17 protein-coding genes are annotated in these 18,355 nt (G+C 69.5%); 7 read left to right on the top strand and 10 right to left on the bottom strand.

Annotated elements, in window-relative coordinates; all coding sequences use genetic code 11:
* Window positions 1–53 precede the first annotated feature (53 nt).
* The gene (locus OHA98_RS38790; RefSeq protein WP_266932800.1) at window positions 54–659 is read left to right on the top strand and encodes a TetR/AcrR family transcriptional regulator; all 606 of its coding nucleotides are present in this window, start codon (window positions 54–56) and stop codon (window positions 657–659) included.
* Between the two features lie 80 nt (window positions 660–739).
* On the opposite strand, the gene OHA98_RS38785 is transcribed toward OHA98_RS38790, so the two are convergent.
* Together OHA98_RS38785 and OHA98_RS38780 are read right to left on the bottom strand one after the other, a co-directional pair.
* A complete protein-coding gene (locus OHA98_RS38785; protein WP_323179716.1) occupies window positions 740–1,462 on the bottom strand; it encodes an SDR family oxidoreductase in 723 nt (240 codons plus the stop codon).
* Between the two features lie 168 nt (window positions 1,463–1,630).
* A complete protein-coding gene (locus OHA98_RS38780; RefSeq protein ID WP_266932799.1) occupies window positions 1,631–2,278 on the bottom strand; it encodes a ScbR family autoregulator-binding transcription factor in 648 nt (215 codons plus the stop codon).
* Between the two features lie 161 nt (window positions 2,279–2,439).
* Between OHA98_RS38780 and OHA98_RS38775 the strand changes: the two genes are divergently transcribed.
* Together OHA98_RS38775 and OHA98_RS38770 are read left to right on the top strand one after the other, a co-directional pair.
* Window positions 2,440–3,357: a ScbA/BarX family gamma-butyrolactone biosynthesis protein gene (locus OHA98_RS38775; protein WP_266932798.1), complete on the top strand. Its 918-nt coding sequence runs from the start codon at window positions 2,440–2,442 to the stop codon at window positions 3,355–3,357.
* Between the two features lie 619 nt (window positions 3,358–3,976).
* Window positions 3,977–5,422, top strand: a complete 1,446-nt coding sequence (locus tag OHA98_RS38770) for a phage/plasmid primase, P4 family (protein WP_266933031.1) — start codon at window positions 3,977–3,979, stop codon at window positions 5,420–5,422.
* 109 nt (window positions 5,423–5,531) lie between these two features.
* Here OHA98_RS38770 and OHA98_RS38765 read toward each other — a convergent pair whose 3' ends face one another.
* From OHA98_RS38765 to OHA98_RS38740, 6 genes are all read right to left on the bottom strand, one after another.
* Window positions 5,532–5,855, bottom strand: a complete 324-nt coding sequence (locus tag OHA98_RS38765; protein WP_266932797.1) for a nuclear transport factor 2 family protein — start codon at window positions 5,853–5,855, stop codon at window positions 5,532–5,534.
* Window positions 5,856–6,056: 201 nt separating this feature from the next.
* Window positions 6,057–6,458 carry a DUF6009 family protein gene (locus OHA98_RS38760; RefSeq protein ID WP_266932796.1) on the bottom strand — a complete coding sequence of 134 codons (402 nt, stop codon included), beginning with the start codon at window positions 6,456–6,458 and terminating at the stop codon, window positions 6,057–6,059.
* A 130-nt stretch (window positions 6,459–6,588) separates the two neighbouring features.
* The gene (locus OHA98_RS38755) at window positions 6,589–7,548 is read right to left on the bottom strand and encodes a hypothetical protein (RefSeq protein WP_266932795.1); all 960 of its coding nucleotides are present in this window, start codon (window positions 7,546–7,548) and stop codon (window positions 6,589–6,591) included.
* Between the two features lie 168 nt (window positions 7,549–7,716).
* A complete protein-coding gene (locus OHA98_RS38750; protein ID WP_266932794.1) occupies window positions 7,717–8,118 on the bottom strand; it encodes a DUF6009 family protein in 402 nt (133 codons plus the stop codon).
* Entirely contained in the window at window positions 8,115–9,662 is a 1,548-nt protein-coding gene (locus OHA98_RS38745; RefSeq protein WP_266932793.1) for a phage/plasmid primase, P4 family, read from the bottom strand. The genes OHA98_RS38750 and OHA98_RS38745 overlap by 4 nt, the downstream gene beginning before the upstream one ends.
* The gene (locus tag OHA98_RS38740) at window positions 9,659–10,771 is read right to left on the bottom strand and encodes a bifunctional DNA primase/polymerase (RefSeq protein WP_266932791.1); all 1,113 of its coding nucleotides are present in this window, start codon (window positions 10,769–10,771) and stop codon (window positions 9,659–9,661) included. Before OHA98_RS38740 ends, OHA98_RS38745 begins: the two co-directional genes overlap by 4 nt.
* Window positions 10,772–11,484: 713 nt before the next feature.
* Between OHA98_RS38740 and OHA98_RS38735 the strand changes: the two genes are divergently transcribed.
* From OHA98_RS38735 to OHA98_RS38720, 4 genes are all read left to right on the top strand, one after another.
* Window positions 11,485–12,726: a ParA family protein gene (locus tag OHA98_RS38735; protein ID WP_266932790.1), complete on the top strand. Its 1,242-nt coding sequence runs from the start codon at window positions 11,485–11,487 to the stop codon at window positions 12,724–12,726.
* Window positions 12,723–13,895, top strand: coding sequence for a ParB/RepB/Spo0J family partition protein (locus OHA98_RS38730; protein ID WP_266932788.1), 1,173 nt, complete (start codon window positions 12,723–12,725; stop codon window positions 13,893–13,895). Before OHA98_RS38735 ends, OHA98_RS38730 begins: the two co-directional genes overlap by 4 nt.
* 124 nt (window positions 13,896–14,019) lie before the next feature.
* Window positions 14,020–16,317 (top strand): helix-turn-helix transcriptional regulator, encoded by a 2,298-nt coding sequence (locus OHA98_RS38725; protein ID WP_266932787.1) that lies wholly within the window; start codon window positions 14,020–14,022, stop codon window positions 16,315–16,317.
* Between the two features lie 9 nt (window positions 16,318–16,326).
* The gene (locus OHA98_RS38720) at window positions 16,327–16,884 is read left to right on the top strand and encodes an XRE family transcriptional regulator (protein ID WP_266932786.1); all 558 of its coding nucleotides are present in this window, start codon (window positions 16,327–16,329) and stop codon (window positions 16,882–16,884) included.
* Window positions 16,885–16,920: 36 nt separating this feature from the next.
* On the opposite strand, the gene OHA98_RS38715 is transcribed toward OHA98_RS38720, so the two are convergent.
* Together OHA98_RS38715 and OHA98_RS38710 are read right to left on the bottom strand one after the other, a co-directional pair.
* Window positions 16,921–17,325: a VOC family protein gene (locus OHA98_RS38715; RefSeq protein WP_266932785.1), complete on the bottom strand. Its 405-nt coding sequence runs from the start codon at window positions 17,323–17,325 to the stop codon at window positions 16,921–16,923.
* A complete protein-coding gene (locus OHA98_RS38710) occupies window positions 17,322–18,275 on the bottom strand; it encodes a nitroreductase/quinone reductase family protein (RefSeq protein ID WP_266932784.1) in 954 nt (317 codons plus the stop codon). The genes OHA98_RS38715 and OHA98_RS38710 overlap by 4 nt, the downstream gene beginning before the upstream one ends.
* Between the last annotated feature and the right edge of the window lie 80 nt (window positions 18,276–18,355).

Genomic DNA, 18,355 nt, shown 5'->3' with positions numbered 1-18,355 from the left:
CTGCCGGGTGCCGCGCCAGGAGCGCCGCGCCCGCCGGTGCTTTCGGGGACACCATGGTGAAACAGGAGAGGGCCGCGAGGACCCGCGAGACCCTGGTGAGGGCGGCGGCGGCGCAGTTCGACCGCGAGGGCTACGCGGGGGCCTCACTGTCCAAGATCAGCCGGGCGGCCGGCATCTCCCTGGGTGCGGTGACCTTCCACTTCCCGAACAAGGCGGGACTCGCCGAGGCCGTCGAGAAAGCGGGCCGGGACGAGGTCACCCGTACCCTGCGGCGGATGTCGGACTCCCCCACCGCCCCCTTGCAGCAGCTGGCCGACCTGACCCTGGAACTCGCCCGGCTCATCGAGCAGGAGGACACCGTGCGGGCCCTGCTGCGGCTGGAGCGGGAGCGTGCGGCGACCGCCCCCTGGACGGAGATCTGGCTGCCCACGGCCGATGAACTGCTGCGGCGCGCCTACGACAGCGGCGACCTGCGCGCCTCCGCGCACCCCAAGGCCATGGCGACCCTGGTCGTGCATCTGGTGGCCGGGGCCGAGATCGTGCTCCGCCGTCACCGCTCCGCCGGGGCCCCGGCGCCCGAGAGCGCCGCTGACCTGCTGGCCCGTATCTGGCAGCTCGTCCTGACGGGGGTCTCGTCCTCGGAGGCGGCGCGCCTCTGAGGCGATGGTCCTGCCGGAGACCGGCCCCGGCCCGGTACGGGCCCGGTTTCCGGAGCATGCGGTGAGGCCCCCGCGGCGGGTCAGACCGCGCTGCACCCGCCGTCCACCGGAACGGCACCACCGGTGACGAAGGACGATCGGTCACTGCACAACCAGGCGGCGGCCTGGGCGACTTCGGAAGGATCGGCCAGCCTGCGCTGGATGGCGCGTGCGGCCACGGGCCGCCCCGACCCGGCGCTCGCCTCCGTCAGCTCGGTGAAGGTGCTGCCCACCACCAGGGCGTTGACCCTGATCCCCCTGGCGCCGTACTCGGCGGCCGCGGCCTTCGTCAGCCCGAGCACGGCGTGCTTGGCGGCCACATAGGGAGCCAGCGCCCCGGTGGCGAAGAGCCCCGCGGTACTGGAGGTGTTGACGATCGTCCCGCCGGTCGACTGGTCCAGCATGAGCGGGATCTGACGGCGCAGACAGTTCCACACCCCCCGTACGTTGACGTCCATGATCTGGTCGTACGCGGAGTCCTCGGTCTCGTGCAGATCGGTGCCCCTGGACCCCCAGCCCGCGTTGTTGAACGCCGCGTCCAGCCCTCCGAAACGCTCCACCGCCACCGAGATCACCCGCTCGACGTCCCCGGGGCAGGTGACATCACCGGTGACCGCGACGGCGCGCCCGCCCGCGGCGCGGACCTCGTCGACCAGGTCGCACAGAGGTTTCTGACGTCGGGCCATCAGGACGACCGACGCCCCTTCGGCGGCGAAGAGACGGGCTGCGGCGGCCCCGATCCCACTGGACGCGCCCGTGATCATGACTCTCTTGCCGTGCAGTAATCCGTTCGACATCTCGCGCATCGACCCCTCCCCCGCACACTCCGCCGACGGCGGAGTGTGATAGCGGTCACCGCATTCCCGGGGGATGACCATAGCGGGCAGTCGATGAACCCCCGAGACCTGACAGCAGAATTTTTGTGGCCCGGTTCACCCGGCCACGGACGCGGCCTTCCTGCGGCGGGCGGCCGACCGGCCCCGCGCCTCGCCGAACACCATCTGCTCGGCGACGCCCGGCACCGCGATCGCGGGAAGCATGCAGTGCCAGATCTCCTCGACCCGGTCGGGCAGGTCCCGGCGTCCGGATTCCATCTGCGCGTGCATCTGCGCCCCGGTACAGGCGCTCACCAGCATCCGGGCGAGAGCCGGGATGTTGACGCCCTCCCGGAGCTGCCCCATTTCGTTCGCTTTGGTGAATGCCGACATGGCCACCTCGGTCCACTGCTGGTGCGAGTTCTCCTCGGTGGAGATGAAGAGCTCCTGATCCGTCACCAGCCGGGCACCGGCCAGCAGGAGCGGCTCGTCGAGCATCTGGTAGGACCAGGTCAGCGTGATGTCGATCAGCTTCTGGAGACCGTCCGAGGGGATCGGCGGCGAGACGATTTCGGGCTGACTGCGGACGATCTCACGCGCCAGCGCCTCCTTGTTCTTGAAGTGGAAGTACATCGCCCCCAGCGTCACCCCGGCTCGGTCAGCGATCCGCGAGACGCTCGCTCCAGCAAATCCACTCTCGGCGAAGACCTCTGCGGCAGCTCTGATGAGGCTCGCCCGTGTCCGAAGTGCACGCTCCTGCTTCACTGGACGTTTGTCAGGCAATTCGGACACCACGCCTTTCCTCGTAGACAAAAAAAAGAATAATCCTTATTTTACAGCACAGGTGCCCGACGCCGGCTTCGAGCATCTGCACATCCAGGCACCCAAGCACGGTCAGCTTCGATGATCCATGGGGAGTGCACGTGATGACTTCATTCAGCGGCCACGGCTCGACCACCCTTCACCCGCAGCGGTCCACCGTAGCCAATCTCCTCGTCCGCAAGACGGACCCCACAGAAGTGCTCGTCACTGAGTGGTACGAAATCTCGGACACCCAGCACGTCGTCACCACCGAATGGCCCTGCTCACACCCGTTCTACACCCCGGAGCAGGAGATCCACAGCCCTCTGCTCTTCACGGAGAGCACACGGCAGGCCCTGGCTCTCCTGTCCCACACCGAGTTCGGAATCCCCCTGGACCACCGGCTGGGCTGGGAGTACATCAGCTGCTCCACCACCCCCGAAGGGCTGCGCACCGCGGGGTCCCCGGCGGAGGTGAAACTCCACATCACCCACACTTCGGTGAACAGGCGGCGCCTGGGCTGCGCCCGTCTGACCGCGGAGATCGAGGCCACCCGTGACGGTGTACGGATGGGCAGCGCCCAGATCAGGTACACCGCCTACCCGGAGAACGTCTACCGCCGGCTGCGCGGGCGCTACGCCAGTGCGGCCGAGTCCTGCGCAAGGGCACTGCCGCCCGGCCGGCCGGTGAACCCCGCCCTGGTGGGCCGGAAGTCCGACAGCGATGTGGTCCTCAGCCCGACGACCCACGACAACCTCTGGTTCCTGCGGGCCGACCTCACGCATTCCGTACTGTTCGACCACCCGCACGACCACATCCCGGGCATGGTGCTCCTGGAGGCGTTCAGTCAGGCCGCCGGAATAGTCTGCGCACCGCAAGCCGTCCGGCCCCTGTCCTTCGACGCGGTCTTCAAGCGGTACGTGGAACTCGACCAGCCCTGCCTGATCGAGGCCGAAGCACTCACCCGTTCCAGCGTCAAGCTGGTCGCCACACAGGGGGACACGGTGACCGCGTCGGCGATGGTCACCACCGCACCCGCGTAGAGACGCCCACGCACCCGCACCGGCCTTCGCCGGCCCGCCGCCGCACTCCGGCCGAACCATTTCTGACACGCACCTGTGGACAGGCGTCGACAAGTAAAATGAGTACGGATTATGTTATCTCCGTTCCGCAGCTCTCACGCGGTGGGAACGGTCACCGTGGTACTCGCGCCTTGCTCGGCACATGGTTTGGCCCCTGAGTCGCTTCGGTCGCTGAGAGGAAGCGCATTGCCCCTTCATCTGGGATTTCACGGAAGTGGCTCGGGGCTGCGCACCCCCTACCTCCATCGCTCGAAGACCGCCGAGATCCGTGGGCCCGCCGCAAAGGCGCGGAGCCCACGGACAACACCGTTACACCAGACACCGTTACGGCAGAGAGCTGTCCGGCCGACGGCAGGGAGAGGCCGTGGCTGAGGGGGTCAGACCCGAAGCGCCAACGGCCCCCGACCGGCAGAGACAGAGCGCGGCCAAGGAGCCCGGACGGGAGAACAGGCTTCTCCAGATCGTGCACAGCGTCCCGGACACCCCGGCCCCCCGGCCTCAGCCGGCCGGGAAACGGACCCCCGCTCCCCCGCAGCCCGGACAACGTGTCGTCGGTCTCCCCCCTGCCCTGTACTCGGGTCTGTTCCACCAGTCCGCGGGGCACCCGTACTCCGCCGTCCCCCGACCGGACGCCGAGGCGGGGCTGCTGCCCGACACCCTGACGGACCGGGGCAACGCCAAACTCTTCGCCTCCCTGCACAGCAGCCGGTTCCGCCATGTACCGGGGCTGGGCTGGTACGCGTGGACGGGCAGCCGCTGGGAGCTCGACGAGAACGAGCGGGTGCTCTGGGCGGCCGGGGAGATGGCCGAAGCCCTGGCGGTGACCGACCCGGCCGGGGACCACACCGGCGCGGCCCTGCGCCGCCACCGCCGGAGGGCTCTGTCGACCTGCGGAATCAGGGCCATGCTGGTGCAGGCGAGGTCGGCGCCGGGGATGGTGTTGAGTGCGGGGGTGCTGGACGCGGATCCGTATGTGCTGTGCACTCCGGCGGGGATCGTGGATCTGCGGTCGGGGGTGCTGCGGGTACCGGACCCGGACCGGGACTTCCATTCACGCTCGACCTCGATCGGGCCGCGCCGGATGCCGACCCCCCGCTGGGACCGGTTCCTGACCGACACGTTCGGCGACGACGACCAGGGCGAGGAAATGATCCGCTTCCTCCACCTCCTCCTCGGCTACTCCCTCACCGGAGACGTCGGCGCCCAGGTCATGCCCTTCCTCTTCGGCTCCGGGAAGAACGGCAAATCGGTTCTCCTCGACGTCCTGATCAAACTCCTCGGCGACTACGCCGACGCCGCACCCCCCGGCTTCCTCATGGCCCGCCCCTTCGAAGGACACCCCACCGACCTCGCCGAACTCCACGGCCGCCGCGTCATCGTCTGCTCCGAAGTCAAACCCGGCGACCGCTTCGACGAAGCCCGCGTCAAACTCCTCACCGGCGGCGACCGCATCAAAGCCCGACGCATGCGCCAGAACTTCTTCTCCTTCGCCCCCACCCACAAACTCTGGCTCCTGGGCAACCACCGCCCCGAAGTCGGCACCGGCGGCTACGCCTTCTGGCGACGCATGCGCCTCATCCCCTTCGAACGCGTCGTCTCCGACCACCGCAAAATCGACAACCTCGCCGACATCCTCGTCACCGAAGAAGGACCCGGCATCCTCAACTGGCTCATCACCGGAGCCCACCACTACCTCAACAGCCCCCGCGACCTCACCGGACCCGAAACCGTCCGCATCGCCACCACCGCATACGCCGAAACCGAAGACCACACCGGCCGCTTCCTCAACGAAAGCTGCACCCTCCAACCCCACCACCGCGTCGAACAAGCCCACCTCTACAACGCCTACAAAACCTGGTGCGCACAGGAGGACACGAGCCCCGTCTCCTCACGGGCGTTCGCCGTCCGGGTCCGCGAATCGATCGGCCTCGCCGATCACCGCGTGATGCTGCTGTCGAACCAGCGCAAGTACTACCCCGGCATCGGACTCCTCACCGGCCATGAGGAAACGCCGGACCGGGGGTGACCCCACCCGCTCCCCGCTCCCGGCCTGGATTATCACGGCGTGATAATCCAGGCCACCGCTCACCGAAGCACGAGAGGGCCGGAGAGGGGGAGGAGCGAGAGCTACGGAGTCAGGCCTGGCCGGTCTCGAAGCGGCTGATCCGGTCGCCGTCGGTCTCGAAACGCCAGCGCGTCCGCATCTCGCCCCAGGTCTCGTTGCGGAACCTGGCGACGAGCTCCCGTCCCGCAGCCTCCTCCGTCTCCACCTCCATATGGCCGCCGCTGCTGAAGATCTCCTTGTCCACCCACGCCGCGAGGTCACGGTCCGAGCCGTCGTCGGACATGCTCGCGCCGGGGGTGAGGCAGTCGAAGAAGGCCGCACGGTCGCCGGCGTTGACGGCAGTCACGAACGCGCGCACGGCAGGATCGCCGAGTCTGTCGAGGGGAACGGTCATGACGGGCTCCTCCGGTGATCGTGGGACGTGGGTCGACGCCCTCGGGCAAGCAACCCGACGTGCCGCCAGGAGGACACGCCCACACCGCCAGATGGCCGCCCGCCCGCCAAAGCCCAGCCGGAGAAAGCCTCCTGGCCACTCCCCCGCCCGCACGGCCCCGGATTATCACGGCGTGATAATCCACGGACCGGTCCGGAGCGGCTACTGCCGCCGTGTGATGCCCAGTTCGCGCATGGCGCTGGAGGGCGGCCCGCCCTCGGAGCGCTCCGTCTTGTAGCCCTTGGTCGCCTCGGCCAGAGTCCGGGGGTCGACCGACTCGGAGGGGGCGCCGGTGGCGTAGAGGCCCTCGGGGTCGGTGTCACGGTCGTGCGGCAGCAGCCAGAACACCCGCCGCCGGAAGGTGCCCGACGACCGCGACGCCCTGGCCCCGGGGCCCAGGACCGCGTAGCCGACCATGCGTCCGTCACGGTGATAGGCGGGACGCCCGCGCCGGGTGGGCAGCCGGTCCAGACTCTGGCGCACGTAGTCCAGTACGGACACGTCCTCCAGCCAGACCAGCTCCGACTCGTCACGAATCTCGTCCTCGTCGATCAGAGCACTCACTCTGCCTCCTCCTCGACGAGCAGACCTACCGCCTCATTCTGACACCGGGGCGCGGCGAGGGGCAGCCTGCCGCCACATAGCTCACCCGCACGGGGGCGGCATGGCACCTGCCGGTCCGGGTCTCCCCCGGTCAGGCCGCCCACGGTGCGATCGGATACCAGGGGATGATCTCCCGGCGCGCGAGCATCCTGACGTCCCAGTAGAGGAAGGTGAAGACGCCCGCCACGATCAGGGTCACCGCCGTCACGGCGGCCATCCGGCCCGGACCGGCCGTCATCCAGGCGGACAGCCGGCCCCCGGCGAAGTACGCCATCAGGAAGAAGAGCACCGCGATGATCACTACGTTGCCGACCGACTGGAGCACGAAGGCCGCGGCCCCGTAGAGCGGGTTGCCGCTCTCGGCCGCATCACGGAAGAGCTGGCGGAAGAGCGGATACGGCCGCCCGACGAGGAAGCCGCCGACCAGCACACCCATGAACACCGACTGGGCGTGGGGAAAGCGGCGGGCCGTCTTCGCGAACGGATCGCGGGTGTACCCCAGCGAGCTCAGCCCCATGTAGAGCATCGCCAGTCCGATGACCCCGAAGGTGACCATCGACTGCACCGAACGCCCCGACAGCACCCCGGGCGCGGCCTGCGCCTCGGAGAACTGGGGCATCGACGTACCCACCAGGCCGACCACCGCGCCGTACACCGCCGAGACCGCGGCCATGCCGAGGAAGAGCCAGCCGAGCGGCCTGAGCGCCTGGACGGCCCGGCCCGCACGGCTGTCGACGGTGCCCAGCATCGGCGCGACCGTACCGAACACGGCGATGTTGCACGCGGTGAACGTACCGGCGAGCCCGGAGGTGAAGGCGAAGGCGATCCCGGCGGCGACCGAGGCCAGCGGGGAGGTCTCCGGGTCGTGCCCGAGGATCGACTCGGCGATGTTGCCGCCGACGGTCCTGTCGACGAACTCGGCGGACCAGATCACCGTCAGAAGGAATCCGGCGACCGTGCTGAGAATCAGCAGAAGTCCGCGTCGCCGGACCGCGTTCTCCCCTGTGAGGTCTCCGCGTTCACGAACCGGTATGTCAGCGATACGTGCCACAACAGAGCTCCTTGTCGGCTGTCGGACCGGTGACAGCATAGAAGCGGGCGGCTCCGCGTTACGTCTTCGAGGATGCGGGCCCGGCATCCTCGGTCTGCGGAGGGGCGGCCCTCCCCCACCCCGCGCAGGGGGAGCACCCCGCACAGGGGCCTCCTCACAGAGGCCTCCTCACAGGGGGAGCGTTATGCCCAGTTCGCGCATGGCGCTGGAGGGCGGCCCGCCCTCGGAGCGCTCCGTCTTGTAGCCCTTGGTACAGACGGTGAGGGTGCCCGGGTCCACGGCTTCGGCGGGTGCCCCGGTGGCGTAGAGGCCCTCGGGGTCGGTGTCACGGTCGTGCGGCAGCAGCCAGAACACCCGCCGGCGGAAGGTGCCCGACGACCGCGAGGCCTTGGCCTGCGGACCGAGCACGGCGTAGCCGACCATGCGTCCGTCACGGTGATAGGCGGGACGCCCGCGCCGGGTGGGCAGCCGGTCCAGACTCTGGCGTACGTAGTCCAGTACGGACACGTCCTCCAGCCAGACCAGCTCCGACTCGTCACGAATCTCGTCCTCCCCGATGAGAGCACTCATCCTGACTCCTCCTCGACGAGCAGACCCACGCCCGGGTAGTACTTGCGCTGGTTCGACAGGATCATCTCCTTCGGCGAAGAGAGTCCCGCCAGCTCTCGCACGCGAGCGGCGAAGGCTCTTGAGGAGACCGCGGTGACCCCTTCATTCTGACACCAGGTTTTGTAGGCGTTGTAGAGGTGGGCTTGTTCGACGCGGTGGTGGGGTTGGAGGGTGCAGCTTTCGTTGAGGAAGCGGCCGGTGTGGTCTTCGGTTTCGGCGTATGCGGTGGTGGCGATGCGGACGGTTTCGGGTCCGGTGAGGTCGCGGGGGCTGTTGAGGTAGTGGTGGGCTCCGGTGATGAGCCAGTTGAGGATGCCGGGTCCTTCTTCGGTGACGAGGATGTCGGCGAGGTTGTCGATTTTGCGGTGGTCGGAGACGACGCGTTCGAAGGGGATGAGGCGCATGCGTCGCCAGAAGGCGTAGCCGCCGGTGCCGACTTCGGGGCGGTGGTTGCCCAGGAGCCAGAGTTTGTGGGTGGGGGCGAAGGAGAAGAAGTCCTGGCGCATGCGTCGGGCTTTGATGCGGTCGCCGCCGGTGAGGAGTTTGACGCGGGCTTCGTCGAAGCGGTCGCCGGGTTTGACTTCGGAGCAGACGATGACGCGGCGGCCGTGGAGTTCGGCGAGGTCGGTGGGGTGTCCTTCGAAGGGGCGGGCCATGAGGAAGCCGGGGGGTGCGGCGTCGGCGTAGTCGCCGAGGAGTTTGATCAGGACGTCGAGGAGAACCGATTTGCCGTTCTTCCCGGAGCCGAAGAGGAAGGGCATGACCTGGGCGCCGACGTCTCCGGTGAGGGAGTAGCCGAGGAGGAGGTGGAGGAAGCGGATCATTTCCTCGCCCTGGTCGTCGTCGCCGAACGTGTCGGTCAGGAACCGGTCCCAGCGGGGGGTCGGCATCCGGCGCGGCCCGATCGAGGTCGAGCGTGAATGGAAGTCCCGGTCCGGGTCCGGTACCCGCAGCACCCCCGACCGCAGATCCACGATCCCCGCCGGAGTGCACAGCACATACGGATCCGCGTCCAGCACCCCCGCACTCAACACCATCCCCGGCGCCGACCTCGCCTGCACCAGAAGCGCGTTCATCCCCGATGTGCTCAGGGCACGGCGGCGGTGCTTGCGCAGGGCGGCGTCGGAGTGCACGCCCCGGGGGTCGGTGGTGGCGATGTTCTCCGCCATCTCCCCCGCGGCCCACAGCACGGTGTCGTCCTCGTCGCTCTGCCAGCGGGTGTTGTCCCAGCGGTACCAGCCCAGGCCGGTGACATGCCGGTAGTCGTGCGCGTAGAGCTTCACGAAGAGTTTGGCGTTGCCCCGGTCCGTCAGGGTGTCGGGCATCAGACCGGCGGGCGACACATGTTCCTGGAGCAGGGACGTCCCGCCCTGCGCCGGGACCGGCGCGGGTACCGCGGGCTCCGCCGTGGAGGTGCCCGCGCGGTTCGTGGTCCGGGCGATGATGTCGGCTGCCACTGCCTGGGCGTCGAAATCGAACAGCGAGCCGTCGCCGGTCGGAGTCATCCGTGCCTCCCCAGGTACAGCGGCCGGCGCGAACCGGCGCTCATTCCGCTACGGATGATCTGGGCGGCTCGCCGGTCCTGCCCCGGGCGGGCGACAGCGGCGGCTGACTGAAGGATCTGTTCGGCCTGTTCATGAGTGAGATGTCCGGCGGTGACGAGTCCGCCTGCGGTGTACGAGGCGCGGTTGAGCTTTTCCGAGAACCCTGCCCCCTCCGCGACGGCCGCACAAGCGGTCACCTCGGCCAGCACGGCGCCGAGCGCACCGGCGGTACGTTCCCGGCCGCCACCGGCGGCGATGACCGCCTGGAGGGCCCTGGAGGGGACGGGACGGGGGCCGGGGAGCCGCTCCGGGGGCAGGTGTCCCGTGCGTTCGAGTTCCTGGGCCAGCCAGCCGGGCAGGACCGCCGGGTGCCGGGTCGTCCCGAGCGCCGTATAGGTGCCCGCGGCGGTGGTGGTGCCGGGCGCGATGATGTAGCCGCCGTGCGCGCGGACGTCCACCTGCCAGGCCAGGGCACGCCCGTTGCCCGAGCCGGTGGAGCACTGCCACTGTCGGGTGTCGGGGGCCCGGTACCAGACGTGGAGGCCGCCCGAGGGGGTCCGTACCCGCAACGTCGTCCCGTCGGCCGCCGGGTCGGGGGCGCCCCGCAGCGCGGCCAGGACGGCGAGCGTGTGGAAGCCGTGGGTCAGACCGGTGAGGTCGACCTGTTCGGGGATCGGGATGCCCGGCAGCAGCCGCTCCCGCGCGGGCAGGCTCTGCGGATGGGCATCGATGTCGATCACCACGAGTCCCGCAGGACCGCACGAGACCCCCACCCCGAACTCGGGGTTCCTCCCCCACCATTGATCGATCCTGTTGGCGTCACGGGTGGCGGCATGGAAGCCGTGGCACCAGCGACCCTCGGCAGCACAGCCACAGTCCCGGTGGGTGTGACCGGGCCGGCGGCAGGCGTCGCAGTTCCCCGCGGGCGTCTTGCGCCCGGCAGCGAGCGGGTGCACCGGCCAGCCCTGTTCGGCACACCACCGGGCGGTGGCCACAGCCTGCGGAACGACCGGGTGCACCGGGGCCGACCGCGAGGAGTCGAGGCCCACAAGGCGCAGCTCAGGAGCCATCCACATCCCCCTCATAGCGACCGAAGCGACTCAACGACGAACATAGATTAGCGAAGACATGCCCGGCGTACGGAACGTAGCTCCCCGAATCTTGCATCGTGTCGACCTTGGGCCCCGGTCCCCCGACGCCGGGCGCTTCAGCGACTGGAACCGTTGAGTCGCTGTCTGACCCCGACTCGCAAAACCGCAGGTCAGAGCATATGCCGGAGTCAAAACAGCGACTGAAGCGACTCAACTCACCTATATATGACGCACACGCGCACACGTGAATGTCTTCATATACCCAGACCTTCGGTCGCTTGAGTCGCTGTCCACTGACCAATACCCCTCTGACCTGGTGTTTTGTGTTTCTGAAGGGCAGCTACTGAAGTTCCGTCCGGTCGCTGCCCTTCAGTAGCTGAGCCGGGAAGGCCGCTCAGCCGGCAGCGACCGCAGCGACTGAACCGCCGGAACGACTCCCCCGTCCCCTCGTAGCAGCGACCGAAAATCGCACCCGCCCCGGCGCGTCCCGGCTGGAACATGCCTTGACGCCGGGTCACCCCCAGCCGCCCCAAGGCTGGACCAAGATCACGAATTATCACGGCGTGATAATCGCCCAGTACCCCACCGCCACCGGGCCGTTGATTATCACGCCGTGATAATCGACCTTCCAAGTAGTGAAAACTAACGTGTCGCTGCCCCAACATCATCTCTTCGTTAGTAAAGTTCACTCCATGGCTTCCCCCGCTACCCCCGGCGACCGCGAGAAGGTCGTCTCCAAACTGCCCGGACAGCTCCGGCAGGACCTCAAGGTCCGCGCCGCTCAGCTCCGTATCGAGATCCAGACGGCCGTCGAGCAGTCGGTCGACATCTGGTGCGGTCTCGCCTCGGTGTCGGCCCAGGTCGACACCTCGGGCGCCGACTCCTTCTCCACCTGGCTGCCCGTCGGCCAGTGGGACGCCTTCAAGGCGACGGCGGCCGACCGCAAGGTCTCCCTCATCCAAGGGCTCGCCCAGGCCGTCCAGGTCTGGCTGCAGGCCAACCCGGCCCCCACCGTGGAACGTCCGGAGATCCCCCGCCGCATCATCGTCTGCAACCAGAAGGGCGGCGTGGGCAAGACCGCGATCACCGCCGGGACCGGTGAGGCCCTGGCCGAGGACTCCGGCGCCCTGTATCCCGTACGGGTCTCCAAGCACTTCGCCGCACTCCTCGACGAGAACGGCTCCGCCGACCCGCTGGCGCTGGAAGACCTTCCCGGCATGGGCCTGCGGGTCCTGCTGGTCGACTTCGACCCGCAGTGCCACCTCACCAAGCAGCTCGGGTACACCCCCCTGCCGATGGACGGCGACAGCCTCACCAAGCACATGGCGGGCGACACCACCGGAGAGCTCCGGGATCTGATCGTCCCCATCGAGGAGGAACGCTTCGGGCAGCGGCTCCACTTGCTGCCGAGCTGCAATGACGCCTTCCTCCTCGACGTACGCCTCTCCGGGGTACGGGCCCGGGAGGCGGCGCTGGAGCGCGCGCTCGCCCCCGTGGAGGCGGACTTCGACGTGATCATCGTCGACTGCCCGCCCAGCCTGGGACTGAGCATGGACGCCGCCGTGCACTACGGCCGCCGTCGCGGCAATGAGGCCCCGGGCTCCTCCGGCGCACTCATCGTGGTCCAGGCGGAGGACAGCTCGGCCGACGCCTACGATCTGCTCACCACTCAGATCGAGGACCTCCGAGGGGACCTGGCCCTGGAACTCGACTACCTCGGGATCGTCGTCAACCACTACGACGCCCGCCGCGGGTACATCGCCACCTCCTCGCTCCAGGCCTGGATGGACATAAAGGAACCACGCGTCGTCGGCGTCATCGGTGACCTGAAGGAACAGAAGGAAGCGGTACGGCTGAAGCGGCCCCTGCTCGCGTACGCCCCCAAGTCCGACCAGGCCGTCGGCATGCGTGCCCTCGCACGGGAGATCTCATGAGCAAGGCCGACAAGCTCGGAGCCGGCGCCTCGTTCGGCCAGGCCCGAGCCGTCAGCGCCCGGCGCGCGGCGATCGGCGCCGCCACCGGCGCCCCCACGACAGGTGTTCCCGACCCCACGGAACTGCCCGTCGGCGCCATCAGCCAGAACCCCGACAACCCGCGCGACCATCTGCGGGACCTGGACGGGATGGCGGAGAGCATCCATGAGCTCGGCGTCGTCAACGCCATCACCGTCGCCACCGTCGAGGCCTACCTCCGCGAACGTCCCGACCGGACAGCGGATCTGGACGACGGCACCACCCATATCGTCATCGACGGCCACCGCCGTCTCGAAGGCGCTCGCCGGACCGGTCTGCGGACCATCAAGGTCCAGGTCGACAACGCCCGGGTCGCGACCGATGAGGCACTGCTCGAAGCCGCCTTCGTCTCCAATGTGCAGCGCGACAACATGACCGACCTGGAACAGGCCCACGCGCTCGACGCGCTGGTGACGTTCTACGGAAGTCAGACCAAGGCCTCCAAGCGTCTCGGCCTCTCCCAGGCCTCGATCTCCTCCAAGCTCTCCCTGCTCAAGCTGTCACCGGACCTCCAGGCCGAGCTGCTGGCGGGAGAGCGCCAGGTGGAACACGTACGCAACCTCGGCAAGCTGAACCCCCAGGAGCAGCGAGCGGCAGCGGACGCGCGGGCCCTGGACGCGGACCGGAGCCGCCGCAGGCCGAAGCCCGAGCCGGCCCAGCCGGCCCAGCCGGTGGCTCCGGATTATCACGCCGTGATAATCCGCGATGCCGAGCCGACGGGGGAGCGCGAGCCCGGAGGCGATTATCACGCCGTGATAATCGCTGACACCGATCCGGCGGGGGAGTCCGAGCGGTCCACGGATTATCACGGCGTGATAATCCGCGACGACCAGTCGCCGGGGGAGCCGGACCCCACGGGCGATTATCACGCCGTGATAATCGCGGACAGCGACCCGACCGGTGCCGCGCTGCCCTCTCAGCCCGGCACGACCGGTGCTCCCCGAGCACGGGAGAACACGGTCGACGGGGGAGTGCCCTGGCACGACCCGGTAGCTCTCGCCGCCCTGATCTGCGAGCACATGCCCTACCAGGAGCGCACCCGGCTGACCCTGCTCCTGGCCGAGAAGAACCGCGCCGATCTCAAGGGCTGACCATCCCGGCCCGGGGCGCCCCAGCGGTTCTGCCGCCCGGGGCCCCCCGGGCCTGTACGCGAGGTGTACGCCCTGAGTACGCGGTAAGTCCGCACCCATCGATACGATGCGACGGGAGGTGTTCATGTCCGAATTGTTCGACGCCGTCGACGCTCTGATCGCCGGGCAGTCCCCGCTGCCCCCGACAGCGGAGCGGGAGCGGCTGCGCAAGGCCCACGGGCTGAGCCAGGAGCAGGTGGCCTCGGCGCTGAAGGTCCGCCGTGCCACGGTGGTCTCGTGGGAGAACGGCAAGACCGAGCCGCGCCCGCCCCAGCGCGAGGCATACGCACGTCTGCTGAACCAGCTCGCCGAGCTCTACCCCGCCGAACCGCCGAAGCCTGAACCGGCACCCCCGGCACCCCCCGTCCAGGCCCCGGCCCTCCCTGCCCAGGCACCTCTGGCCCCCTCGGCCCCGGCCCCCGCCCCGACCTCCGAACCGGCCCCCGTGGCTCCGGTGGCGGGGAGGACGGTCCCTCCCCGGCCGGATTATCACGGCGTGATAATCCGTGGTGCCGAGCCGACGACCGCCGAGCAACCTCCCCGACGCCCGACGCCCGCCCCGAAGACTCCCGCGACGAAGGCTCCCGTCAGGGCCTCCACGAAGGTCACGAGGACCCCGGCGAAGACCGCCACAGCCACCGCCGTACCCCCCGACCCCCGCTTCGCCAACGGTCCGCTGGGTGTGCTCGACGGCGACGGCTCGCTGTACTGCGTCGGCGGCCTCGTCCTGGACTGCCCGGCCACGACCATGGCCTCACTGGTCGAGTGGACCCTCGACGAGTCGCGCCTCGGCTCCCCCCGGCTGAACCGCAACGGCAAGGACGGCGATCCCCTCATCGTCCTCACCGACGCGGCCGCCCAACGCCTCGGACTGCCCCCGACGCTGGAGGACCGCAGGGGCCTGCGGCTGCCCGAGGGCCACAAGGTGCTCAAGCAGCTGGCCAAGGCGCACTGGCAGCTCACCCGGCGCGGCTTCGGCCCCTGGGCTCGGATCTACCGCCCGGCGGACTCCGGCCGGCGCCGGTGCGTACAGTTCGCGGTCCTGCCGTGGGGTGCGCTCGACGCCCGCTCCTGGGGCGGCGCCGACCACCTGCCGCCGGAGGAACTCGCGGTGGTGCTCGGCACGTTCGCCCGCAGGGTCATCACCCCGCGCGGCTCCACCGCCGTGTCCGGCCTGGAACTGATGACCGCGCTCCGCCCGCCGACCCGCGCGGTGCGGGACGAGGCGTCCGGCGGCTGGCTGTCCGGCCCCGTCCCGGGCTCCCTGACCGAACCGGTGGACCCGGCCCCCCCGGAGGCCCCCGACGAACACCCCGTCGTCGCCGCCCTGTTCCCCCGAGGACACCAGCGGACCCCGGCCGAGGTGCTCGACGAAGAGGCGTACGAGTGGGTCCGTGATCCCCAACTGCTCACCGACGCCGAGTGCGAGCGCCCGTACGCCGTCGGCATCGACGTCAACACGGCCTTCCTCGCCGCCGCCAACCGTCTCCCCGTCGGCCTCGGCGCCCCGGTCCATGTCACGGGGCCCGCCTTCGACAAGACGGTGCCCGGCTCCTGGCTGATCGATCTGTCCGGCATCGAGCCGGACCCCCGTCTGCCGTCCCCCTTCACCCCGCACGGCGTACGTCCCGAAGGCCCGGCCTGGTACGCGACGCCCACGGTGGCGTACGCGTACGAACTCATCGCCACCTACCGGCTGCCCGTCACCCTCGCCCCGCTGGAAGCCTGGGTCCGGCCCGATTCGGGCCCGTACCTCGACCCCTGGTACAAGCACCTCAGCGAGGCGTACAAGGAGACGATGGCCGACCTCGGCATCGTCTCCGGCATGGGGGAGGGGGAGTTCCTCACGGCGATGACCACCCACAAGGAGACCGACCCGGGCATGGGCACCGTCCTGTCCGCGATCAAGTCGACGGTCAAGGGCGGCATCGGAAAGCTCCGGGAACGCCCGCAGGGCGCCTCGTACAAGTACGGGGAGCGGTGGCCCGCGCTGGAACGCCCCACCTGGCGTCCCGACATCCGGGCCGCCGTCATCTCCGCGGCCCGGATCAACATGCACCGCAAGATCCTCAGGACGGCGCTCGCCACCCAGTCCTCGCCCGCTCCCGACGGGCATCTCACCTTCGGCGAGGACGCGTTGATCCCGGTGGCACTGCTGTCGGACTGCGCGGTCTATCTCTCCGACGGCCCCTCTCCGCTGGACGTCCTGCCGCACACGCCCGAAGGGAAGCCGGCCCCCGGCAGCTTCCGTCTCGGTGTGTCCCCCGGCATGGTCAAGCACGAGGGCACCCAGGATCTCCTGTGGGCCGTGCAGATGCTCGACGCGGGTCTCAACCCGGCCCGGCACATCAAGGGCAACGACGCCGCGGACGACGGAGAGTAGAGCACCTCGATGGGCATCTTCGAAGACAGCCTCGACAAGGCGGCCGCCAACACGGCGACCCGCCCGATTCCCAAGTCGGCCGGGGCCCGGGTGCGCTTCCTGGTGAAGCAGCTCAAGGGCTCGACCAGGGCCACCGCCCAGCTGCTCGGCGTCTCGCAGCGCACCGTGGAGCGCTATCTCACGGGCCGGATCAAGCAGCCGCGCCCGGAGCTCGCCGCCCGCCTGGAGGCCGAGGTCCGCAAGCGCTGGCAGCCCCGGGTGCGCGACCGCGCGATGAAGCAGGCCGCCACGGAGACCGGCATCGTGATCGAGACCCGGGCCCGGTTCGGGTTCACGGCCGCCCCCGGTACCACCGACGACGGCCGCATCCGGCTCATCACCCAGCATCTGCCCCCGGTGTACGCGGCCCGCCTCTTCGACGCCCGGACCGCGGGCGCCGAAGAGCGGCAGCTGCGTGACATCGCTGCCGAGGGCCTTCAGGAGCAGTACTTCAAGGACCGCGGCCGCCGTGCCGAGGGCCTTCAGGTCGAGTTCACGGACATCGACTACGTGGAGCTGGACTTCTGACAGCCGCCCCGGCAGGGACGACGCGAGGGCCCTCGGTCAGCTCTCCGTGTCCTGCGGATACCAGCGCAGCTCGACGGTGTTGCCATCGGGATCCCGTACGTAGACCGACTGCGCGTCGCCCCGGGCACCGTAACGGTCGACAGGGCCCTCCAGCACGGTGAAGGTGCCCGAGTCGATGACCTGCTGCCAGTCCAACGGATCGACGACGAGGCAGATATGGTCCACGTTCGACTCGCCGCGCGGGCGGGCGAGCAGATCGATGATGGTGGTCGGGCTGACCCGTACCGAAGGGAACGGGACCTTTCCGGCCCGCCATTCGTCCACCCGGACCGGCTCCAGGCCGAGTGGCCCGCAGTAGAACTCCAGGGCGCGCTCGACGTCCTGCACGTTGAGTACGAGGTGATCGAAATCCTTGACCCGCACGTGCGTTCGCTCTCTCATGTATCCATCATCCCCTTGTCCGGACCCGTCCGCTCCGGTGGAGCCTGCGGAGGCACCGGAGGCCAGGGAACCCCGGTCAGGAGCGGAAGGATCGTCGCCTCCTCGTAGTCGAGGTGCGCGTTCAGCTGTGCCGACATCCTCTCCAACTCGACGCGGAAGCGCCGGGGTTCGGCGATGGTGATCCCGGCCAGCAGCTCCACCAGTTCGCCCTGGATGCGGGCGACCGTGCGGTGTTCCGCACGGAGCCGGTCGAAGACGTCCCCCAGATCGGGGTGATAGCGCGCGATCCCCGGGAACAGATGTGCGTCCTCGCTGGTGTGGTGGAACTCCAGCGCCTGGCAGAACGCCAGGCAACGCTGCCGGATCTGGAGCCCGAGCCCGGGGCCCGGCGGCTCACCGGGCCCCCGGTGAGCCGCGCGCAGGGCGAAGTGGGCCTCGGCCTCCGCGCCCACCTGACGTACCTGGGCGCGCAGCCAGGTATGTACCTCCATCAGCTTGTCGGCGAGGGTCCGTACGTCGGCGGGTTGCTCCCAGCCGTCGGGTTCGGCGCGCTCCAGCACCACCACGGGCAGCACCCGGGAGGTCCGGTCCTGGTAGTCGCCGTACCCGGGCTCCGCCCGTACGGCATGGGCGAACAGCTCGTCGCGCCGGGCCCCTTCGGCGGGGACCGCGAGAGCCTCGAACGTACGGGTGCCGAGTTCCACCCGGACCACGGGACGGGCGAGCAGGTTGTGGTACCACGCGGGGTGGGCCGGTGCGCCGAGGTTGGAGGCGACGAGCAGGAGGGTGTCGCCGTGGCGGACATAGCCGAGGGGAGTGGTCCGCTCGGCTCCCGACTTCGCGCCGGTGGTCGTCAGCAGGAGCAGGTTCCCGCCCTCGAACGGGCCGCCTGCCTTCCCTCCGTTGGCGCGGAATTCCTCGATGACCGATTGATTGAAAGACGTGGGCATACGGCTGTGTGTCTCCGGAAGACGCGGGTGAGTCCGGTGAGTCCGCAGTGACTGCGGTCATGGCCGGTGATGAGGTGCGC

The organism is Streptomyces sp. NBC_00654 (assembly GCF_026341775.1).
Taxonomy (GTDB): Bacteria; Actinomycetota; Actinomycetes; order Streptomycetales; family Streptomycetaceae; genus Streptomyces.
Note: the sequence above shows the minus strand (reverse complement) of the source record. Positions and strands in the feature narration are given on the sequence as shown.

Bases quoted from the DNA above. Each gene is read 5' to 3' on its own strand.
- OHA98_RS38725 (WP_266932787.1), top strand. From the start codon at position 14,020: ATGTCCGAATTGTTCGACGCCGTCGACGCTCTGATCGCCGGGCAGTCC.
- OHA98_RS38740 (WP_266932791.1), bottom strand. From the start codon at position 10,771: ATGGCTCCTGAGCTGCGCCTTGTGGGCCTCGACTCCTCGCGGTCGGCC.
- OHA98_RS38710 (WP_266932784.1), bottom strand. From the start codon at position 18,275: ATGCCCACGTCTTTCAATCAATCGGTCATCGAGGAATTCCGCGCCAAC.
- OHA98_RS38745 (WP_266932793.1), bottom strand. From the start codon at position 9,662: ATGACTCCGACCGGCGACGGCTCGCTGTTCGATTTCGACGCCCAGGCA.
- OHA98_RS38730 (WP_266932788.1), top strand. From the start codon at position 12,723: ATGAGCAAGGCCGACAAGCTCGGAGCCGGCGCCTCGTTCGGCCAGGCC.
- OHA98_RS38720 (WP_266932786.1), top strand. From the start codon at position 16,327: ATGGGCATCTTCGAAGACAGCCTCGACAAGGCGGCCGCCAACACGGCG.
- OHA98_RS38785 (WP_323179716.1), bottom strand. From the start codon at position 1,462: ATGATCACGGGCGCGTCCAGTGGGATCGGGGCCGCCGCAGCCCGTCTC.
- OHA98_RS38735 (WP_266932790.1), top strand. From the start codon at position 11,485: ATGGCTTCCCCCGCTACCCCCGGCGACCGCGAGAAGGTCGTCTCCAAA.
- OHA98_RS38750 (WP_266932794.1), bottom strand. From the start codon at position 8,118: ATGAGTGCTCTCATCGGGGAGGACGAGATTCGTGACGAGTCGGAGCTG.
- OHA98_RS38715 (WP_266932785.1), bottom strand. From the start codon at position 17,325: ATGAGAGAGCGAACGCACGTGCGGGTCAAGGATTTCGATCACCTCGTA.
- OHA98_RS38775 (WP_266932798.1), top strand. From the start codon at position 2,440: ATGACTTCATTCAGCGGCCACGGCTCGACCACCCTTCACCCGCAGCGG.
- OHA98_RS38790 (WP_266932800.1), top strand. From the start codon at position 54: ATGGTGAAACAGGAGAGGGCCGCGAGGACCCGCGAGACCCTGGTGAGG.
- OHA98_RS38765 (WP_266932797.1), bottom strand. From the start codon at position 5,855: ATGACCGTTCCCCTCGACAGACTCGGCGATCCTGCCGTGCGCGCGTTC.